This is a genomic window from Nonomuraea sp. SBT364, from assembly GCF_001083785.1.
Taxonomy (GTDB): domain Bacteria; phylum Actinomycetota; class Actinomycetes; order Streptosporangiales; family Streptosporangiaceae; genus Nonomuraea.
The window spans coordinates 23162-39572 of record NZ_LAVL01000026.1 but is presented as its reverse complement, the minus strand read 5'-3'; the positions used below and the strand labels follow the sequence as shown (position 1 = coordinate 39572).

Here is a 16411-nt window from a genome sequence, read left to right as displayed (position 1 = left end):
CGCCGGCGCCCGCGGGGTCATGGGCGGGACGGCCCGACGGCGTCGGCGAGGTTCCGCAGCGCGTCGGCGGGCAGCAGGTAGCCCGCCTTGAGGTTGTGCGCGTCGGCGGCCTTCACCGCGGCGACGTACCGGGCCCGGCTCGGGTAGAGCGCGTCCAGTTGCGCCTGGTCGAAGGGGATGTGGGTGCCGAACAGGACGCAGAACGTCTCACCTGAGTTGTCGCCGGTGTTCAATGCGGTCGGCACCTCCACCTGGGAAGGCCGGATGCCGCCGAGCGCCAGGCCCAGCTCGTCGCGAGCTTTGGTGCCGTCGGCGTTGAACAGCAGCGGCGGCGCGGTGGGCGGGGCGATGCCGCGCTCGACCCAGCGGGTCAGGTGCAGATAACCGGCGGCGATCATGTGGTGCAGCGGGGCGCGGCTCCACGGCGGTCTGGCGCAGTCGAAGGTGGGCGCCGCGCCGAGATCCCGTTCCAGCAGGGTCCGGCGTTGCTGCTGGCCGTGCCAGCCGGAGTGGGCCGTGCCCGCGACCTCCCAGCGGCGGAACCGGTCGGTGTCGGCGGGCCGCACCGGTGAGCGTACGTCGGTCTCGGACATGATCTGGAACACCTTCTCGGCGCCCGCGCGGGTGGGCGCCGGGCCGACGATCGGCGCGTACGCGTGGTAGACGGGCTCCATCTGAGGCAGTACCGCGTCGTACATGACGCTCAGCCTGCCCGCCGACTGCGACGCGCCGATGGCCAGCACCGTACGGGCGCGCAGCCCGCCGAGGACGCCGCCGTGCGCCCGGATCGCCTTGCCCGCCTGGGCGAAGACGTCGTAGGAGAGCTGGTCGGCGTTGAACTGGCCGCCTCCGGTCACGTCCAGCGCGCCGTAACGGGCCGGGCTCCAGGCGCGTAGCTGGTTGACGCCCACGCGCTGCGCGGAGACGCCGACCCACGCGTAGCCCGCCCGGGTGATCTGGTCGACGCTCCACAGCGCGTCCAGGTCGTAGCCGGCCGAGACGTTCTGCCACTCGGCCAGCACCGTCCCGTTGAACCTCGCCGGGGAGAGCGGACGGCGCACGATCACCCGGGTCCGGTACGGCACGGCGGTGGCGAGCGTCTCGCCGGTGGCGCTGTAGGCGTCGGCCTTGCCGGACAGGTAGAACTCCTGCTCGACGTAGCCGAGGGAGGCCAGGTCGGCGTCCGTCGCCAGCCATGGGTAGGTGTCCGTCACCTCCGGTGCGGCCGGGTCGCCGGGCGGCGTGCCGGGGACGGGGCCCTCGACGAGCGGGGCCGGGACCGGTCGTGGCGCCTGGGCCAGGACGGGCGCGCCCGGCAGCATGGCGGCCAGGGCGGTCACCGCGCCCGCGATCATGAGCCGGGTCGATCTCGTACAGGTCGGCATGCGCATGTGACACCTTCCGCGAGGGCCGCGCGGAACCGGACGCGACGGCCGTACCCACGGATCATGTACAAGGATGCGGCGCCCGGCATCGGTAGTTTCACCGTCCATCGCCGGTGCCGCGTGGATCGGTGAAGGCCAGGAGGAGGGCGGCGGTCCGCGTCGGGTCCTCCATCTGGGGCGAGTGCCCGAGGCCGGGCAGCAGCTCGACCTTGGCCCCCGGAACGGCGCGGTACCGGGCAGCGGACGAGGATCGCCACCTGCGGTCCTCCTCGCCGAAGATCACCAGCAGCGGCTTGCCGAGGGGCGTCAGCCGATCCGGGAGCGCCTGCTGCTCCAGGTAGTCGCGGGACGCCTGCATGGTCATGGTGAACGTGTGGAAGGTCATGCTGCGCACTTCGTCCAGAAGTTCCCGGGGGATCCGGTAGCCCGCGCGGCTGAACCCGGTGGCGGCCAGCCGGCGGATCTGCTCGTCGGTCGGAGGCCACTGCGCCGGTCCGATGGCGGCGGGCTCCTGGGGGATGAGGGCGTCCAGGCTGGGACCGGTGTTGATGAGCGCGAGCGCGGTCACCAGGCCGGGTCGTTGCCCGGCGAGGGCCGTGGCGGTGCAGCCGCCGGAGGAGTGGCCGGCCACGATGGCGCGCTCGACGCCGAGCCGGTCCAGCACCACGCCGGCCCGGTGTGCCTGGTCGGGGATCCCGTAGCCGCCGTCGGCCGGTTTGGCCGACCTGCCGTGCCCGAGCAGGTCGATCCGGATGACGTGATGGGATCCGGTCAGCATCGGGACCAGCGGGTCCCACGAGCGGACCGAGGAGGCGGACCCGTGGATGAGCAGGAGTGCGGGGGCGTCGCGGGGGCCGTCCTGGCACACGTGGATGTCGCCGCCGTCCAGCGCCAGGCTCGACTGCGCGCCGCCGTCGGAAAGGGTCATGAGGCCACTGTCGCCGACGCCGGACGGCGGCGGATCGCACGAATGTTGCCTATCAGGCGATGAATCGTCCGGCGATGACGGTCCACGGGTCATCGGTGTGGTCCTCGCGCTGGGCCCCGACGCGGCTCGCGGCCGCGGTGAACGCGCTCAGCCCGAGCATGAGGGCCGCCCGTGCCCCTTGCGGCATCTCGTCCATGACCTGGGCGAGGTCTGCCTGGCGTCGTGCGCGCAGCTTCGCCAGCAGGGCTCTTCCGGAAGCGGTGAGGCTGATGGTCAGCTCGCGGCGGTCGCCCTGGGAGGCCGAGCGGCGCACCCAGCCGGTGGCCTCCAGACGGTCGCAGAGGCGGCTGGTGGACGACGGCAGTGCCCCCAGCGCCTCGCTGAGCGTGGCGAGGTTGATGTGCTCGTGGGGTTCGAGGGTGAGCAGCGCCTGAAGCTGGATGGAGGAGACCTTGGTGACCGCGGCGTGCCTGGAGTGCGCCCAGACGGCGACCAGGGCGGCGGCGGCACTCTCGACGACGGCCCCGGACGTGGCCGAGCTGGGGGTTCGGGTGGCGGAGGGGGGAAGATGGCCCAGTTCGCGGTGGTGATTCATACTGGTTTCCAGGTTGGGAAGCAGGACTGCGCGCGTGCGCTCGGCACGGCGCCTCCAGTCACGGGAGAGGCCGGCTAGGGTCTGCCCCGGCGGCGGCCCAGTCTAGGCACACCACGACGGCGTCGTCGACGACGTCTCCCACGGCTCGGAAGGCCAGCATGTCACGGACGATCGTCCGGACGGCCTCTCCCGCGGGCTGCAGGCGGGTGGATCGGACGGTCGACTCCAGGAGGGTTTCGCCGAACTCCACGGCGGCCGGGGACCGCGCGCCGTACACCCCGTCGCTGACGATGACCAGCCGGTCGCCCGGTCGCAGCGCTATGGGCTGCTCGGTGTAGCCGGTGGTGCCGAACATGCCGAGGGGCAGTTGCGCGTCCAGCTTGACGGTGTCGACGTCGTTGCCGCGCAACCGGATCATGCGGGGGGAACCGGCTTCGACCGCGGCCAGCTCGCCGGTGACGGCGTCGAAGCGCAGCAGCAGCGTGGAGACGTGCTCTCGCCCGCCGTACTGCGCGTGCACCGCCTCGTCGGCGAGGCCGGCCTGCTCGACGAGGTCGGCGCCGGAGCGGCGGGCGTTGCGGATGGCGGTGACGGCCAGCGAGGTGAGGAGCGCCGCGCGCAGGCCCTCGCCCATGCCGTTGGTGATCGAGAGTGTCAGGGAGTCGTGCTCGCAGCTCCAGTCGAAATTGTCCCCGTGAACCGCGTAGGCGGGTTCGAGCTGGCCCGCGATCTCGTAGCGGCCGCCTCGGTGGCCGTAGCCGGGCAGCAGTTCCCACTGCATCTCGGCGGCCAGGGTCAGCCGGGAGGAGCGCCGGGCCCGCCGGTAGCGGTCGGTGACCCGGCCGGCGCCCCACAGGGCGGCGGCGAGGGTGCAGGCCAGTTCGCGGAGCTCCTCGACCTGGGCCGTCCTCGCCGGGGATGGCAGGCGGACGCAGAGGACGCCAAGGCGCTCGCCGGACGCTGTCATGGGCAGGTGGAGGGTGTCGCGCTCCTCGTCCCACAGCGGTTGCTGGGAGGCGAACACGCGGCCCGGCTCGCTGGAGTCGATGCGGATCTCGGGGGTGCCCGGACCGGGCGGGTCGAGCACGGGCCTGAGTACGGTCAGCGCGTAGTCGGCGAGCAGCAGCTCGACGCCGCGTGCGGCCGTATGGGCGATCAGCGCGTCGCGGGCGACCTCACTGAGATTGTAGGGCTGTGCCGCGCGCAGCTCGCGATAGACGGCGCTCATGTCGTTTTCGGTGGTCACCGGGCCATTCCTCACGGGCTGAGAGTGCGCGATGCGGTTGTCGAGCCGCGTGCGCCTACGCTAGCCTCCAAGCCAATTATTTGCACTATGGCAATCATTCTGAGAGGCGGGCGACAGCGTGAGTGGCAGCCGGTCGGGGACACGGCGGGTCGGCGACGCGGGAGAACTCGAACTGCGGCAGTTGCTGACCGGACTGACCGCCGTCAGGGACGGGGACTTCGGCACGCGACTGCCCGCCGACGCCGACGGCCTGCTCGGGGAGATCGCCTCGGTGTTCAACGGCATGGTCGACCAGCTTTCGACGGTCACCTCCGAAGTGACCCGGGTGGCCAGGGAGGTCGGCACCGAGGGGCGGCTGGGCGGCCAGGCCGACGTGCCGGGCGTGTCGGGCACCTGGAAGGACCTCACCGAGTCGGTCAACGCCATGGCCGGCAACCTCACCGACCAGGTACGCAGCATCGCCGAGGTGACCACGGCGGTGGCGGAGGGCGACCTGTCGCAGAAGGTCACCGTGGACGCGCGGGGCGAGATCCTGGAGCTGAAGAACACCGTCAACACGATGGTCGACCAGCTCTCCTCCTTCGCCGACGAGGTCACCCGGGTCGCCCGCGAGGTCGGCACCGAAGGCCAGCTCGGCGGCCAGGCCGACGTCAAGGGGGTGGCGGGCACCTGGCGCGACCTGACCGACTCGGTGAACTACATGGCGGGCAACCTCACCGCCCAGGTGCGCAACATCTCGCAGGTGGCCACCGCGGTGGCCAAGGGCGACCTGTCACAGAAGATCACCGTCTCGGCCAAGGGCGAGATCCTGGAGCTGAAGAACACCCTCAACACGATGGTCGACCAGCTCTCCTCCTTCGCCGACGAGGTCACCCGCGTGGCCCGCGAGGTCGGCACCGAGGGCCGCCTGGGCGGTCAGGCGGACGTCAAGGGCGTGTCGGGCACCTGGAAGGCGCTGACGGAGTCGGTCAACGTCATGGCCGACAACCTCACCGCGCAGGTACGCAGCATCGCCCAGGTGACCACGGCCGTGGCCAAGGGCGACCTGTCGCAGAAGATCCGGGTCGACGCGCGGGGCGAGATCCTGGAGCTGAAGGAGACCATCAACACGATGGTCGACCAGCTCTCGGCGTTCGCCGACGAGGTCACCCGGGTCGCCCGCGAGGTCGGCACCGAAGGCCAGCTCGGCGGCCAGGCGCAGGTCCGCGGCGTGTCCGGCACGTGGAAGGACCTCACCGACAACGTCAACTTCATGGCCTCCAACCTGACCAGCCAGGTGCGCAGCATCGCCCAGGTGGCGACCGCGGTGGCCCAGGGAGACCTGTCGCAGAAGATCATCGTCGAGGCCAAGGGCGAGGTGGCGGCCCTCGCCCAGACGATCAACACGATGGTCGACCAGCTCTCGGCGTTCGCCGACGAGGTCACCCGGGTCGCCCGCGAGGTCGGCACCGAAGGCCAGCTCGGCGGCCAGGCGCAGGTCCGCGGCGTGTCCGGCACGTGGAAGGACCTCACCGACAACGTCAACTTCATGGCCTCCAACCTGACCAACCAGGTGCGCAGCATCGCCCAGGTCACGACGGCCGTGGCCAGGGGCGACCTGACCCGCAAGATCGACGTGGACGCGCGCGGCGAGATCCTGGAGCTGAAGACCACGATCAACACGATGGTGGACCAGCTGTCATCGTTCGCCGCCGAGGTGACCAGGGTCGCCCGGGAGGTGGGCAGCGAGGGCAGGCTCGGCGGCCAGGCCGAGGTCGAGGGCGTCTCGGGCACCTGGAAGCGGCTGACGGAGAACGTCAACGAACTGGCCGGCAACCTCACCCGGCAGGTGCGCGCGATCGCCGAGGTGACCAGCGCCGTCACCTCGGGCGACCTGACCCGCTCCATCACCGTCGACGCCTCGGGCGAGGTGGCCGAGCTCAAGGACAACATCAACTCGATGGTGAAGTCGCTGCGCGAGACCACCAAGGCCAACGAGGACCAGGACTGGCTGAAGTCGAACCTCGCGCGCCTGTCAGGGCTGATGCAGGGCCACCGGGACCTGGCGACGGTCGCCGAGCTGGTGATGAGCGAGCTGGCGCCGCTGGTGTCGGCCCAGTTCGGCGCGTTCTTCCTGGCGGAGGAATCACCATCGGGCGCCGAGCTGAAGCTGATCAACGCCTACGGCTACCCCGCGGGCGAGGCCGACACCCGGTTCGCGATGGGCCAGACCCTGGTCGGCCAGGCCGCGCGCGCCCGCCGCACCATCGCGGTGGACGACATCCCGCCCGGCTACGTCACGGTCTCCTCCGGGCTCGGCCAGACCACTCCGCGCTCGCTGATCGTCCTGCCGATCGTGGTGGAGGAGCAGGTGCTGGGCGTGATCGAGCTGGCCTCGCTCAACTCCTTCACCCCCGTGCACCGGGCCTTCCTCGACCAGCTGATGGAGACGATAGGCGTCAACGTCAACACGATCGTCGCCAACGCGCGCACCGACGAGCTGCTGGTGGAGTCGCAGCGGCTGACCGCCGAGCTGCAGGCCCGTTCGGCGGAGCTGCAGAACCAGCAGGAGGAACTGCAGCGCTCCAACGCCGAACTGGAGGAGAAGGCGGCGCTGCTCGCCTCGCAGAACCAGGACATCGAGACCAAGAACCTGGAGATCGAGCAGGCCCGTCAGGAGCTGGAGGACCGGGCCCAGCAGCTCTCGCTCGCCTCGACGTACAAGAGCGAGTTTCTCGCCAACATGAGCCACGAGCTGCGCACGCCGCTCAACTCGCTGCTCATCCTCGCGCAGTTGCTCGCCCAGAACCCCATCCGCAACCTGACGCCCAAGCAGGTCGAGTACGCCACCGTCATCCACTCGGCCGGCTCCGACCTGTTGCAGCTGATCAACGACATCCTCGACCTGTCGAAGGTCGAGGCGGGCAAGATGGACATCAGCCCCGAACGGGTCGGGATGCGGCAGCTCCTGGACTACGTCGAGGCCACGTTCCGGCCGATGACCACGGAGAAGAGCCTGGAGTTCCGCATCACGACGGCGCCGGGCGTGCCCGACAGCCTGCTCACCGACGACTCCAGGCTGCGCCAGGTGTTGCGCAACCTGCTGTCCAACGCCGTCAAGTTCACCGAGACCGGCAGCGTCGAGCTGCGCATCGAACCGGCCTCCCCGGCGCAGTTGCCGCCCTCCGTGCGGCCGCACGGCCCGGCCGTCGCCTTCCGCGTCATCGACACCGGCATCGGCATCGCCGAACAGCAGCTTGAGACGATCTTCGGCGCGTTCCAGCAGGCCGACGGCACCACCAGCCGCAAGTACGGTGGCACCGGCCTGGGCCTGTCCATCAGCCGGGAGATCGCCTACCTGCTCGGCGGCGCGATCAGCGCGCAGAGCTCGCCCGGTCAGGGCAGCACGTTCACGCTCTTCCTGCCCGCCGCCAGGCCCGACTTCGCCGAGCAGGGCGCCGGCACGGCGTCGGCCCCCGTTCAGCGCACGTCCGAGACCCCGGCCGGCGGGGCTGACGTCCAGCCCGCGGCCCCGGCGCCGCCCCACCAGCAGCGCAGGCTGCTGGTGGTGGAGGAGCGGTCGCGCGGCCTGCTCTCGCTGGTGGCCGAGAGCGTCCTGGCCGATCTGGCCCACCGCGACTCCGGCGGCGCGCACTCGCCGGTGGAGATCGTGACCGCCGTGGGAGGCCAGGAGGCGGCGGCGATCCTGGCCGCCGCCCCCTGCCACTGCATCGTCCTCGACCTCGACATGCCGGGCAGGGCGGGGTACGGCCTGCTGGAGGCCATCGACGGCGACGCCGCCCTGCACGGGGTGCCCGTCCTGGCCTACAACAACTGGCGGATGGACTCGGCGCAGGAGCAGGCGCTGCAGTCGCGCGACGCCTCTCAGCCGCTGGAGCTGTTGTCGAGCCTGGACGAGCTGCGCGAGCGGATCGCCCTGCACCTGACCGCCGAGCAGCCCGGCGACGTGCTGCCCCTGGTGCGTTCGGAGGAGGCGGAGCTGCCGGTCGAGCAGCAGGTGAACGGCACGCTGACCGGCCGCACCGTCCTGGTGGTGGACGACGACGCGCGCAACCTGTTCGCGCTGACGAGCATCCTGGAGATGCACGGCCTGCGGGTGCTGCACGCCGAGGACGGCCGCAAGGGCATCGACACGCTGATGGCGCACCCGGAGATCGACATCGTGCTGATGGACGTGATGATGCCGGAGATGGACGGCTACACGGCCACCGCCGCGATCAGGGCCATGCCGCAGTACGCGGAGCTGCCCATCATCGCGGTCACGGCCAAGGCGATGCCGGGCGACCAGGAGAAGAGCATGGCGGCGGGCGCGAGCGGCCACGTCACCAAGCCCGTCGACGCCGACCATCTCCTCGGGCTGATCCAGCGGTGGATGACGCCGTAGCCGCCACGCCACGCCGCAACGTCATCGCGCCACGTACAGAAGGAGCAGCGCGCTGTGCTCACCCAGCAACACCCGGGCGACGAGCCTGCCACCCCCGACGCGGGCGCCGTCCCCGCGCGGGCCGTCACCAACGTCGGCAGGCTCGCGGCCACGATCGAGCGGCTGCGCGAGCAGATCAGGCAGGCCCAGCACGCGGCCGAGGGTCGGGCGCTGATCGAACTGGCCAAGGGCATCTTGATCGAGCGGCTGAAGTGCGGTCCCGCCGAGGCGGCCCGGCAGCTGGCCGACCTCGCGGAGAAGGCCGGGGTCTCCCAGCTCGAACTGGCCGCCGACCTCATCGACCAGGCCGCCCACGACCGCCTGAGCGATGTCTCACGCGCCTTCCTCGCCAGGACCGCGAGCGAGCCGGCCGGCCCCGGCGACGACACCTCCATCACGGTGCGGTTGCGCGCGGCGGAGAGCGGCGCGCTGGACGCGGCCGACAGCCAGCTCGTCGCCGAGTCGCTCCTGGAGCACGCGCTGGCCCCGCTGGGCGCGACCGCGGTCGCGGTGTGGGCGGCCGGCCCCGACGCCTCCCTCACGCTGACCGGCTATGCCGGCTACAGCGCCGAGGAGGCCAGGCGGTGGCGCTACGTCCCTCCGGGCGTGGCCACGCCGGCGCGCCGCGCGCTGGTCGAGCGCCGGACCGTCTGGTTCCCGGACCTCTCCGAGACCGGCCTGCCGTCCATCGGGCACCATCACCTGGCCGGTGGCCGGGTCACCGTCCCCGCCGGTACCGGGGGCCGGGTGCTGGGGGTGCTGGAGATCGGCTGGCCGCACGCGCTGGAGCCGCAGCCGCCCCAGATCCACAAGCAGGTCGAAGCGCTGGCGGAGCTGTGCGCCCATACGCTGGAGACGCCTGACGGGCCCACGTCCGCGCCGGGGATGGCCGAGCTGGTCAACCTCACCGACGGGCTGCACGACTCCGCGCTGCTGCTGTGCCCGGCGTTCGACAAGGACGGCCTGCTGGTCGACTTCCTCATCCAGCACACCAACAGGTGCTTCGCCGATCCCGCCGGGCGGCCCCGCGCCGCCCTGACGGGGGCGACCATGCTGGAGGCGTACCCGCTGGCGGCGCACGACGACGGCCTGTTCGGCAAGATCGAGCACGTCTACGGCACGGGTGAGCCGTACCGCGCCGAGCGGGTGCCGCTCACCGCGCTGGTCGACCAGGTGTCGCTCACCACCGTCGCCGACGTCAGCATCACCCGCCACGGTGACTGCGTCCTGCTGATCTGGCGGATCCAGGGCGAGGCCGTGCGCCTGGCCAGCCTGCTGCAGCACGCCCAGCGCCTGGGCCGCATCGGCGGCTTCGAACAGGACCTCCAGACCGGCGAGATCATCTGGAACAGCGAACTGTTCCATCTGTACGGCATGCCGCCCGGTGAGCGTCCCATCCCGTTGGATCATCTGAGCGAGCACGCCCACCCGGACGACGCCACCGCCATCGGCCGTTTCCTGCGTACCGTGCTGCACCACCGGCTGCCCGCCTCGGTCGCCTTCCGCCTTCAGCGCCCCGACGGCGTCGCCCGTCACACCCGCGTCGTCGCCGAACCGGTCATCGACGCCGAGGGGCGCATGCTGGCGGTGCGCGGCGCGTACCAGGACGTGTCCGCCCAGCACTGGACCGAGGTCGCGCTGGCCGCCACCCGCGACCAGCTCGCCCACAGCGAGCAGCAGGCGGCCGAGAGCAACAGGCTGACCCTGCAGCTCCAGCGGGCCATCATGCCGTCCACCCAGCGGTTCGTCGAGGCGTCCGGCCTGCACATCGCGGTTCGCTACCGGCCGGCCGAGAAGGAGCACCTCGTCGGCGGCGACTGGTACGACACCGTCGTCCTGCCCTCCAAGCAGGTGCTGCTCTCGCTCGGCGACGTGGCGGGCCACGGCATAGAGGCCGCCACCGGCATGGTCGTCCTGCGCAACGCCCTGCGCGGGCTGGCCGTCACGGGCGCGGGCCCCGGCCAGCTGATGACCTGGCTCAACATGGTCGCCCATCACCTGACCAACAGCCTCACCGCCACCGCGGTGTGCGGCCTGTACGACCCGGGAACGCGGACCCTGCGCTGGGCCAGGGCCGGGCACCTGCCGCCGATCCTGGTGCGCGGCGGCTGGGCCGAGGAACTGCCGCTGGTCCGGGGCATCATGCTCGGCGCCATCTCCGAAGCCGACTACGAGGAAGGGCACGTCCAGCTGGAGAGCGGCGACACCCTGCTGATGTACACCGACGGGCTGATCGAGCGCCGCGACCGCGAACTGCAGCACTCCCAGCGGCAACTCCTGACCACGGTGCAGCACCCGGTGACCACGCTCGACCACCGCCTGGACCACCTGCTCACCCACAGCCACTCCGACACCGACGACGACACCTGCCTGCTCGGCATCCAGGTGCACTGAAGCGCGGCACGGCTCCTGCCCGTAGGTAGATCTTCGGCCGTCCCGCGCGGCGTGGCGGCGGCGGCGCGCGATGATCTCCTGTGGAACGGGGAGGGCTCATGAGTGTCATCGACGAACTGATCGCCAACGCCGGGCGCCACACCGCGGGCCACGAGCACTGGGGGCTGCCGTCGGAGCCGCGCCTGGGGCTGGCGATCGTGACCTGCATGGACGCGCGCTTCGACGTCTGGCGCGTGCTCGGGCTGGCCGACGGGGACGCGCACGTCCTGCGCAACGCCGGCGGGGTCGTCACGGCCGACACGCGCCGCAGCCTGGCCATCAGCCAGCGGCTGCTGGACACCACCGAGATCATGATCATCCACCATACGGACTGCGGCGCGACGAAGATCACCGAGGACGCCTTCCGCGAGGCCGTCTACCGTGACACCGGCATCAGGCCCGACTGGGCCGCCGAGGCGTTCCCCAAGGACGTCGACGGTGACGTCGTGCAGTCGATCGCGCGGATCAAGGCCGACGAGCTGATCCCGCATCGGGATCGTGTGCGCGGGTTCGTCTGGGAGGTGGAGACCGGGCGCCTGCGCCCCGTCAAGCCGTAGGCCCGGCCGGCCGCGCCCAGGCCCGCCGCAGACGCAGGACACCGCGATGCCGCCGGGCCCGGAGATCTCCGCGACCCGCACGGCGGCGACGTTCGGCTCCGTGGCGGCAGCTGAGCCGCGCGCGGCCCTGTCCCCCGAAGGGGTGATCCGCAGCTGGTCAGGGCGCCCGGAGGTAGGCGGCCCCGAAGTGGGCGTCGGCCGGGGTGCCCGCCCCGGAGTGGCAGTAGACGTCTATCAGGAGCCCGGGCGGCGCCGCATGGGAGTTGACCGATCCCCGTGTACGCGACCCGGTACCAGCCTGTCCCGAGGCGGGTGACGGCCGGGGTCTCGCCGCCGGTGCTGTGGGAGCGGCGGGTGTCGACCTGCGGGCCTCCCGGATCGCCCGTGGTCGTGACGTAGGCGGCGGGGGCCGACGCGTCGCGGTGCAGCCCGGTCTCCTGCGTGTAGGACAGGACCCACGGGGAGTCGATCCGGCGGGGCGTGGCATCCTCGCCGATCGCGTAGCAGCCTACGGTCACCTCCAGGCTCTCACCGGCAGCGGACGTCCCTTCCGGGGGGCAGCGCGCGGGCGTTCCCGTCCCGTACGCGCCCACCTGGAGGTATCCCCTGTCGGCGGCGTACGGCGCGCCCTTGAGCACCGCCGTGTAGCGGCCGGTCCCCTCGTGGCGGACGTGGCTGACCAGGCCGGCCGAGTCGAACGTCCCGTCGTTGCGTGCGGGGGCGAGGTCACCGGCGCTCCGGTGTGGTCGAAGCGGCGGCGGGGGCGAGCGGTGACAGGCCCGCCAGGGCGGCGGCCGCGAGCAGGACGACCGCGAACCCGGCGGATGCCCGTGAGCGCCCGCCCCTGTAACCCTCCGCCACCTCCCGGCGACGTACTGGTGTGCCGACCTGTGAAGGAGCTCGACGTTGCCCGACGCCTCCGCCCCCGAAGCCGACGGGCCCGACCCCAGCCGCATACGGGACAGGCGGGACTTCGCCCGCGAGCTCTCCCTGCTCCGCGAGCGGGCGGGCCTGACGGTCCGGCAGGTCGCGGCGAAGGCCGGCGGGTACGGCGCGCACAGCACCGTCGGCGACTGGTTCGCCGGCCGGGGCCTGCCGTCGGCGGCGTCCCGGGACCTGCTGGCGCGGGTGCTGCTGGCGTGCGGGGTCACCGACGCGCCGTCACTCGAGGAGTGGCTGAGCGCCTGGCGCAGGACGCGGCGCTCGCCCGGCCGCCGCCCCGCCGGACCGGAACCGTACCGGGGACTGGCCTCCTTCGGGGTCGAGGACGCCCGGTGGTTCTTCGGCAGGCGCGAGCTGACCCGCCGGCTGGTCGCCCGCGTGGGCCGGCTGCGGGACCTGGGCGGAGGCGTGCAGGTCGTCGTGGGGTCGTCCGGGTCGGGCAAGTCGTCCCTGCTGCGCGCCGGCCTCATCGCGGCGCTGCGCGCGGGAGAGCTGCCCGGCTCCGGGGACTGGCCCGTGGTGCTCTGCGTGCCCGGCGCGCGGCCGGTGGACGAACTGGCCGCGAGGCTGGCGGCGCTCACCGGACTCTCCCCGGACGAGATCGCGGCGACGATCCGCGAGGACCCCCGGCGCTGCTCCGCGCACGCCCGGCGGGCCGCCGCGCCCGGCGGGCCGCCGCGCCCGGCGGGCCGCTCGTCCTGGTGATCGACCAGTTCGAGGAGGTGTTCACCCTCTGCGCCGACGAGGACGAGCGGCGCGCCCTCGTCGGCGCGCTCCGCGCCGCCGCCTCGGCCGGCGCGCTGGTCGTCCTCGGGCTGCGGGCCGACTTCTACGCGCCCCTGCTGCGCTTCCCGGAGCTGGTCGCCGCCGTGCAGGACGGCCAGCTGGCCGTCGGCCCCATGAACGAGGCGGAACTGCGCGAAGCGATCACCGAACCCGCCCGCATGGCCGAGATCGACCTCGAGGACGGGCTCGTCGAGCTCCTGATCAGGGAGGTCGCCCCCCGGGGCGCGGACCGGGCCGCCCACGACGCCGGTGTCCTGCCGCTGCTGTCCCACGTCCTGCACGCCACCTGGCGTCAGGGGCACGGCAGGAAGCTCACCGTCGCCGGGTACCACGAGGTCGGCGGCCTCGACGGCGCCGTGGCCGCCAGCGCGGACCTGGTCTACGACGCGCTGTCGCCGGCAGCGCGGGAGACGGCGCGCCGCCTGCTCCTCGATCTGGTGCACGTCGCCCCCGGCACCGCCGACACCCGCCGCCGGGTCGCCACCGCCGAACTGCTGGCCAGGCACGGCGGCGACCGGCCGGCCGAGGCGGAGGACGTGCTCGACCGCTTCATCGCCCAGCGGCTCGTCACCGCCGGCGCCGACAGCGTCGAGATCAGCCACGAGGCCCTGCTCACCGCCTGGCCCCTGCTGCGGGGCTGGCTGGGCACCGACCGCGCGGGGCTCGTCGCCGGCCGCGAGCTCGCCACCACCGCCGCCGCCTGGCAACGGGACCACCACGACCCCGACGCCCTCTACCGCGGCGCCCGCCTGCTGGCGGCCCAGCAATGGGCGTCCGGACGCGCCCTCCCGCCGCCGGTGCGGGCCTTCCTCGACGCCAGCACCCGGCACGCGCGCCGCCGCACCCGGCGTACGCACCAGGTGATCGTGGCCCTGGGCATCCTGCTCGTCCTCGCGCTCGGGGCGTCCGGCCTCGCCTTACAGGCCCAGCGCACGGCCGTCCAGCAACGGGACGAGGCGCTGTCGTTGAAGCTGAGCGCCGAGACCGGCGCGCTGCGCGCCACCGATCCCGCGCTGGCCGCCCAGCTCAGCCTGGCCGCCTACCGCCTCGTCCCCGGCCCGGAGGCGCGCGGCAGCCTGCTCAGCGCACTGGCCGGCCCCTACGCGACCCGGCTGACGGGCCACACCAACGCCGTCTACGCCACGGCGTTCAGCCCGGACGGGCGGCTGCTCGCCACCGGGAGCACCGACGGGACGCTGCGCCTGTGGGATCGGTCCGCCCCGCACCGCCCCGCGCTCCTGTCCACGTCCGGCCCGCGTACGGCAGGCGTGCTCGCCGCGGCGTTCAGCCCGGACGGCCGGGTGCTGGCGACCGGCGGGGAGGACGACCTCGCGCGCCTGTGGGACGTCAGCGTCCCCGCTCGTCCCCGGCACCTGGCCACGCTGGCCGGGCACACCGGCGACGTCCGGCGCGTGGCGTTCGCCGGCGGGCGCACGCTCGTCACCGCCGGCCACGACCGGCTGGTGCGGCTGTGGGACGTGACCGATCCGGACAATCCGCAGCCTCTGGCCGAACTGGACGGCGGGCAGGACGCCTCGCCCACCGTCGCGCTCGCTCCCGGCGGGCGCACCCTGGCCACCGCCGGATCCGACGGTCCCGTCCGCCTGTGGGACCTGGGCGATCGGCGGCGCCCCGTCCCGCTGGCCACGCTCCGCGGTCACACCGGCCCCGTCCTGTCGGCGGCGTTCAGCCCCGACGGCCGCACGCTGGCCACCGGCAGCTTCGACGACACGCTGCGCCTGTGGGACGTCGCCGACCCGCGCCGCCCGGAACCGCTGGCCACGCTGACCGAGGAGGGCGGCGGGATCGCCGCGGCGGCGTTCAGCCCCGACGGCCGCACGCTGGCCACCGGCGGCTACGACTTCGCCGTCCGGTTGTGGGACGTCACCGGCGGCCCCGACCCCGGTGATCCGATCACGCTCAGCGGGCACGCCGACACGGTCTTCGCGGTGGCGTTCAGCCCGGACGGCCGCACGCTGGCCTCCGCCGGCAGGGACGCCACCGCCCGGCTCTGGGACGTCCCCGGCCCGGCGCTCGGGGGCAACAGCGGCACGGTGTACGCCGCGGCGTTCGGCCCCGACGGCCGCACGCTGGCTGCCGCGAGCCATCGGACGGTCCGGCTGTGGGACGTCGGCGCGCCCGGCGGGCCCGTCCGGCTGGCCGGCCTGCCGGGGCACACCGACGGCGTCGTCGGGCTGGCGTTCGACCCCGGCGGGCGGACCCTCGCCACGGCGAGTCTCGACCGGACCGTGCGGCTGTGGGACGTCGGCGTGCCGGGCAGACCCGCCCTCCTGGCCACGGTGAGGGGCCACGCGGACAACGTCTACTCGGTGGCGTTCGGGCCGGGCGGGACGACGCTGGCCACCGCCGGGGCCGACCGCATCGTGCGGCTGTGGGACGTGGCCGATCCCCGGAGGCCCGTCGCGCTCGCCACGCTGACCGGCCATGCCGACACGGTCTACTCGGTGGCGTTCGGGCCGGGCGGGACGACGCTGGCCACCGCCGGGGCCGACCGCATCGTGCGGCTGTGGGACGTGGCCGATCCCCGGAGGCCCGTCGCGCTCGCCACGCTCTCCGGTCACACCAACGCCGTCAACGCCGTGACGTTCGGCAGCCGGGCGAACCTGCTCGCGTCCGCCGGCTTCGACGGCACGGCCCGGCTGTGGGACGTCGCCGACCCGCGCCGCCCGGTGCCCCTGGCCACGCTGACCGGCCATTCCAACGCCGTCGCGGGCGTCGCGTTCGCCCCGACCGGCCGGACGCTCGCCACGGCGAGCTTCGACGGCACCCTGCGGCTGTGGCAGCTCGAAGACCCCCGCCGGCCGGGTGCCCCGGCCGTGCTGAGCGGCCACACCGACCGGATCTACACGGTGGCGTACGGCCCGGACGGCTTGCTGGCCTCCGGCGGCGTCGACGCCACGGCGCGGCTGTGGGACACCGATCCGGGGCGGGTGGCCGGCCGGGTGTGCGAGCGCGCGCACCCGGCGATCACCCGCGCGCAGTGGGCCCGGCACATCCCCGGCGTGCCCTACCAGCCCCCTTGCGGCTGACAGCGCGGCGCCCAGCCGCTCGAAGGCCGTCAAGGCGCGCCGGGCCATAGGCTGACCGCGACAGCG

At 73.3% G+C, this 16411-nt stretch carries 10 protein-coding genes; 5 read left to right on the top strand and 5 right to left on the bottom strand.

Features of this window, described 5'->3' with window-relative positions:
• Window positions 1-17: 17 nt before the first annotated feature.
• The 4 genes from ADY59_RS15170 to ADY59_RS15155 all read right to left on the bottom strand — a co-directional run bounded on the left by ADY59_RS15170 (window position 18) and on the right by ADY59_RS15155 (window position 4154).
• Window positions 18-1385: an alpha/beta hydrolase domain-containing protein gene (locus ADY59_RS15170; RefSeq protein WP_231618729.1), complete on the bottom strand. Its 1368-nt coding sequence runs from the start codon at window positions 1383-1385 to the stop codon at window positions 18-20.
• Window positions 1386-1482: 97 nt separating this feature from the next.
• Complete coding sequence (locus ADY59_RS15165) at window positions 1483-2313, bottom strand: alpha/beta fold hydrolase (protein ID WP_049562605.1); 831 nt, start codon at window positions 2311-2313, stop codon at window positions 1483-1485.
• A gap of 52 nt (window positions 2314-2365) precedes the next feature.
• Window positions 2366-2908: a MarR family transcriptional regulator gene (locus tag ADY59_RS15160; RefSeq protein ID WP_082310114.1), complete on the bottom strand. Its 543-nt coding sequence runs from the start codon at window positions 2906-2908 to the stop codon at window positions 2366-2368.
• Between the two features lie 58 nt (window positions 2909-2966).
• On the bottom strand, window positions 2967-4154 hold the full coding sequence (locus ADY59_RS15155; protein WP_231618728.1) for a PP2C family protein-serine/threonine phosphatase: 1188 nt from the start codon (window positions 4152-4154) through the stop codon (window positions 2967-2969).
• Between the two features lie 193 nt (window positions 4155-4347).
• Here ADY59_RS15155 and ADY59_RS15150 point away from each other — a divergent pair, with 193 nt between their 5' ends.
• The 3 genes from ADY59_RS15150 (at window position 4348) to ADY59_RS15140 (ending at window position 11567) form a co-directional block, all read left to right on the top strand.
• Window positions 4348-8538: a HAMP domain-containing protein gene (locus ADY59_RS15150; protein WP_442937701.1), complete on the top strand. Its 4191-nt coding sequence runs from the start codon at window positions 4348-4350 to the stop codon at window positions 8536-8538.
• Window positions 8539-8592: 54 nt separating this feature from the next.
• Window positions 8593-10971: a SpoIIE family protein phosphatase gene (locus tag ADY59_RS15145; RefSeq protein WP_049562601.1), complete on the top strand. Its 2379-nt coding sequence runs from the start codon at window positions 8593-8595 to the stop codon at window positions 10969-10971.
• Between the two features lie 98 nt (window positions 10972-11069).
• Window positions 11070-11567, top strand: a complete 498-nt coding sequence (locus ADY59_RS15140; RefSeq protein WP_049562599.1) for a beta-class carbonic anhydrase — start codon at window positions 11070-11072, stop codon at window positions 11565-11567.
• A gap of 726 nt (window positions 11568-12293) precedes the next feature.
• Here ADY59_RS15140 and ADY59_RS53375 read toward each other — a convergent pair.
• The gene (locus tag ADY59_RS53375) at window positions 12294-12428 is read right to left on the bottom strand and encodes a hypothetical protein (protein WP_269433603.1); all 135 of its coding nucleotides are present in this window, start codon (window positions 12426-12428) and stop codon (window positions 12294-12296) included.
• A gap of 45 nt (window positions 12429-12473) precedes the next feature.
• Between ADY59_RS53375 and ADY59_RS48715 the strand changes: the two genes are divergently transcribed.
• Complete coding sequence (locus ADY59_RS48715) at window positions 12474-13214, top strand: helix-turn-helix domain-containing protein (RefSeq protein WP_049562598.1); 741 nt, start codon at window positions 12474-12476, stop codon at window positions 13212-13214.
• Complete coding sequence (locus ADY59_RS15130) at window positions 13211-16345, top strand: WD40 repeat domain-containing protein (RefSeq protein WP_049562596.1); 3135 nt, start codon at window positions 13211-13213, stop codon at window positions 16343-16345. Before ADY59_RS48715 ends, ADY59_RS15130 begins: the two co-directional genes overlap by 4 nt.
• Window positions 16346-16411: the final 66 nt, after the last annotated feature.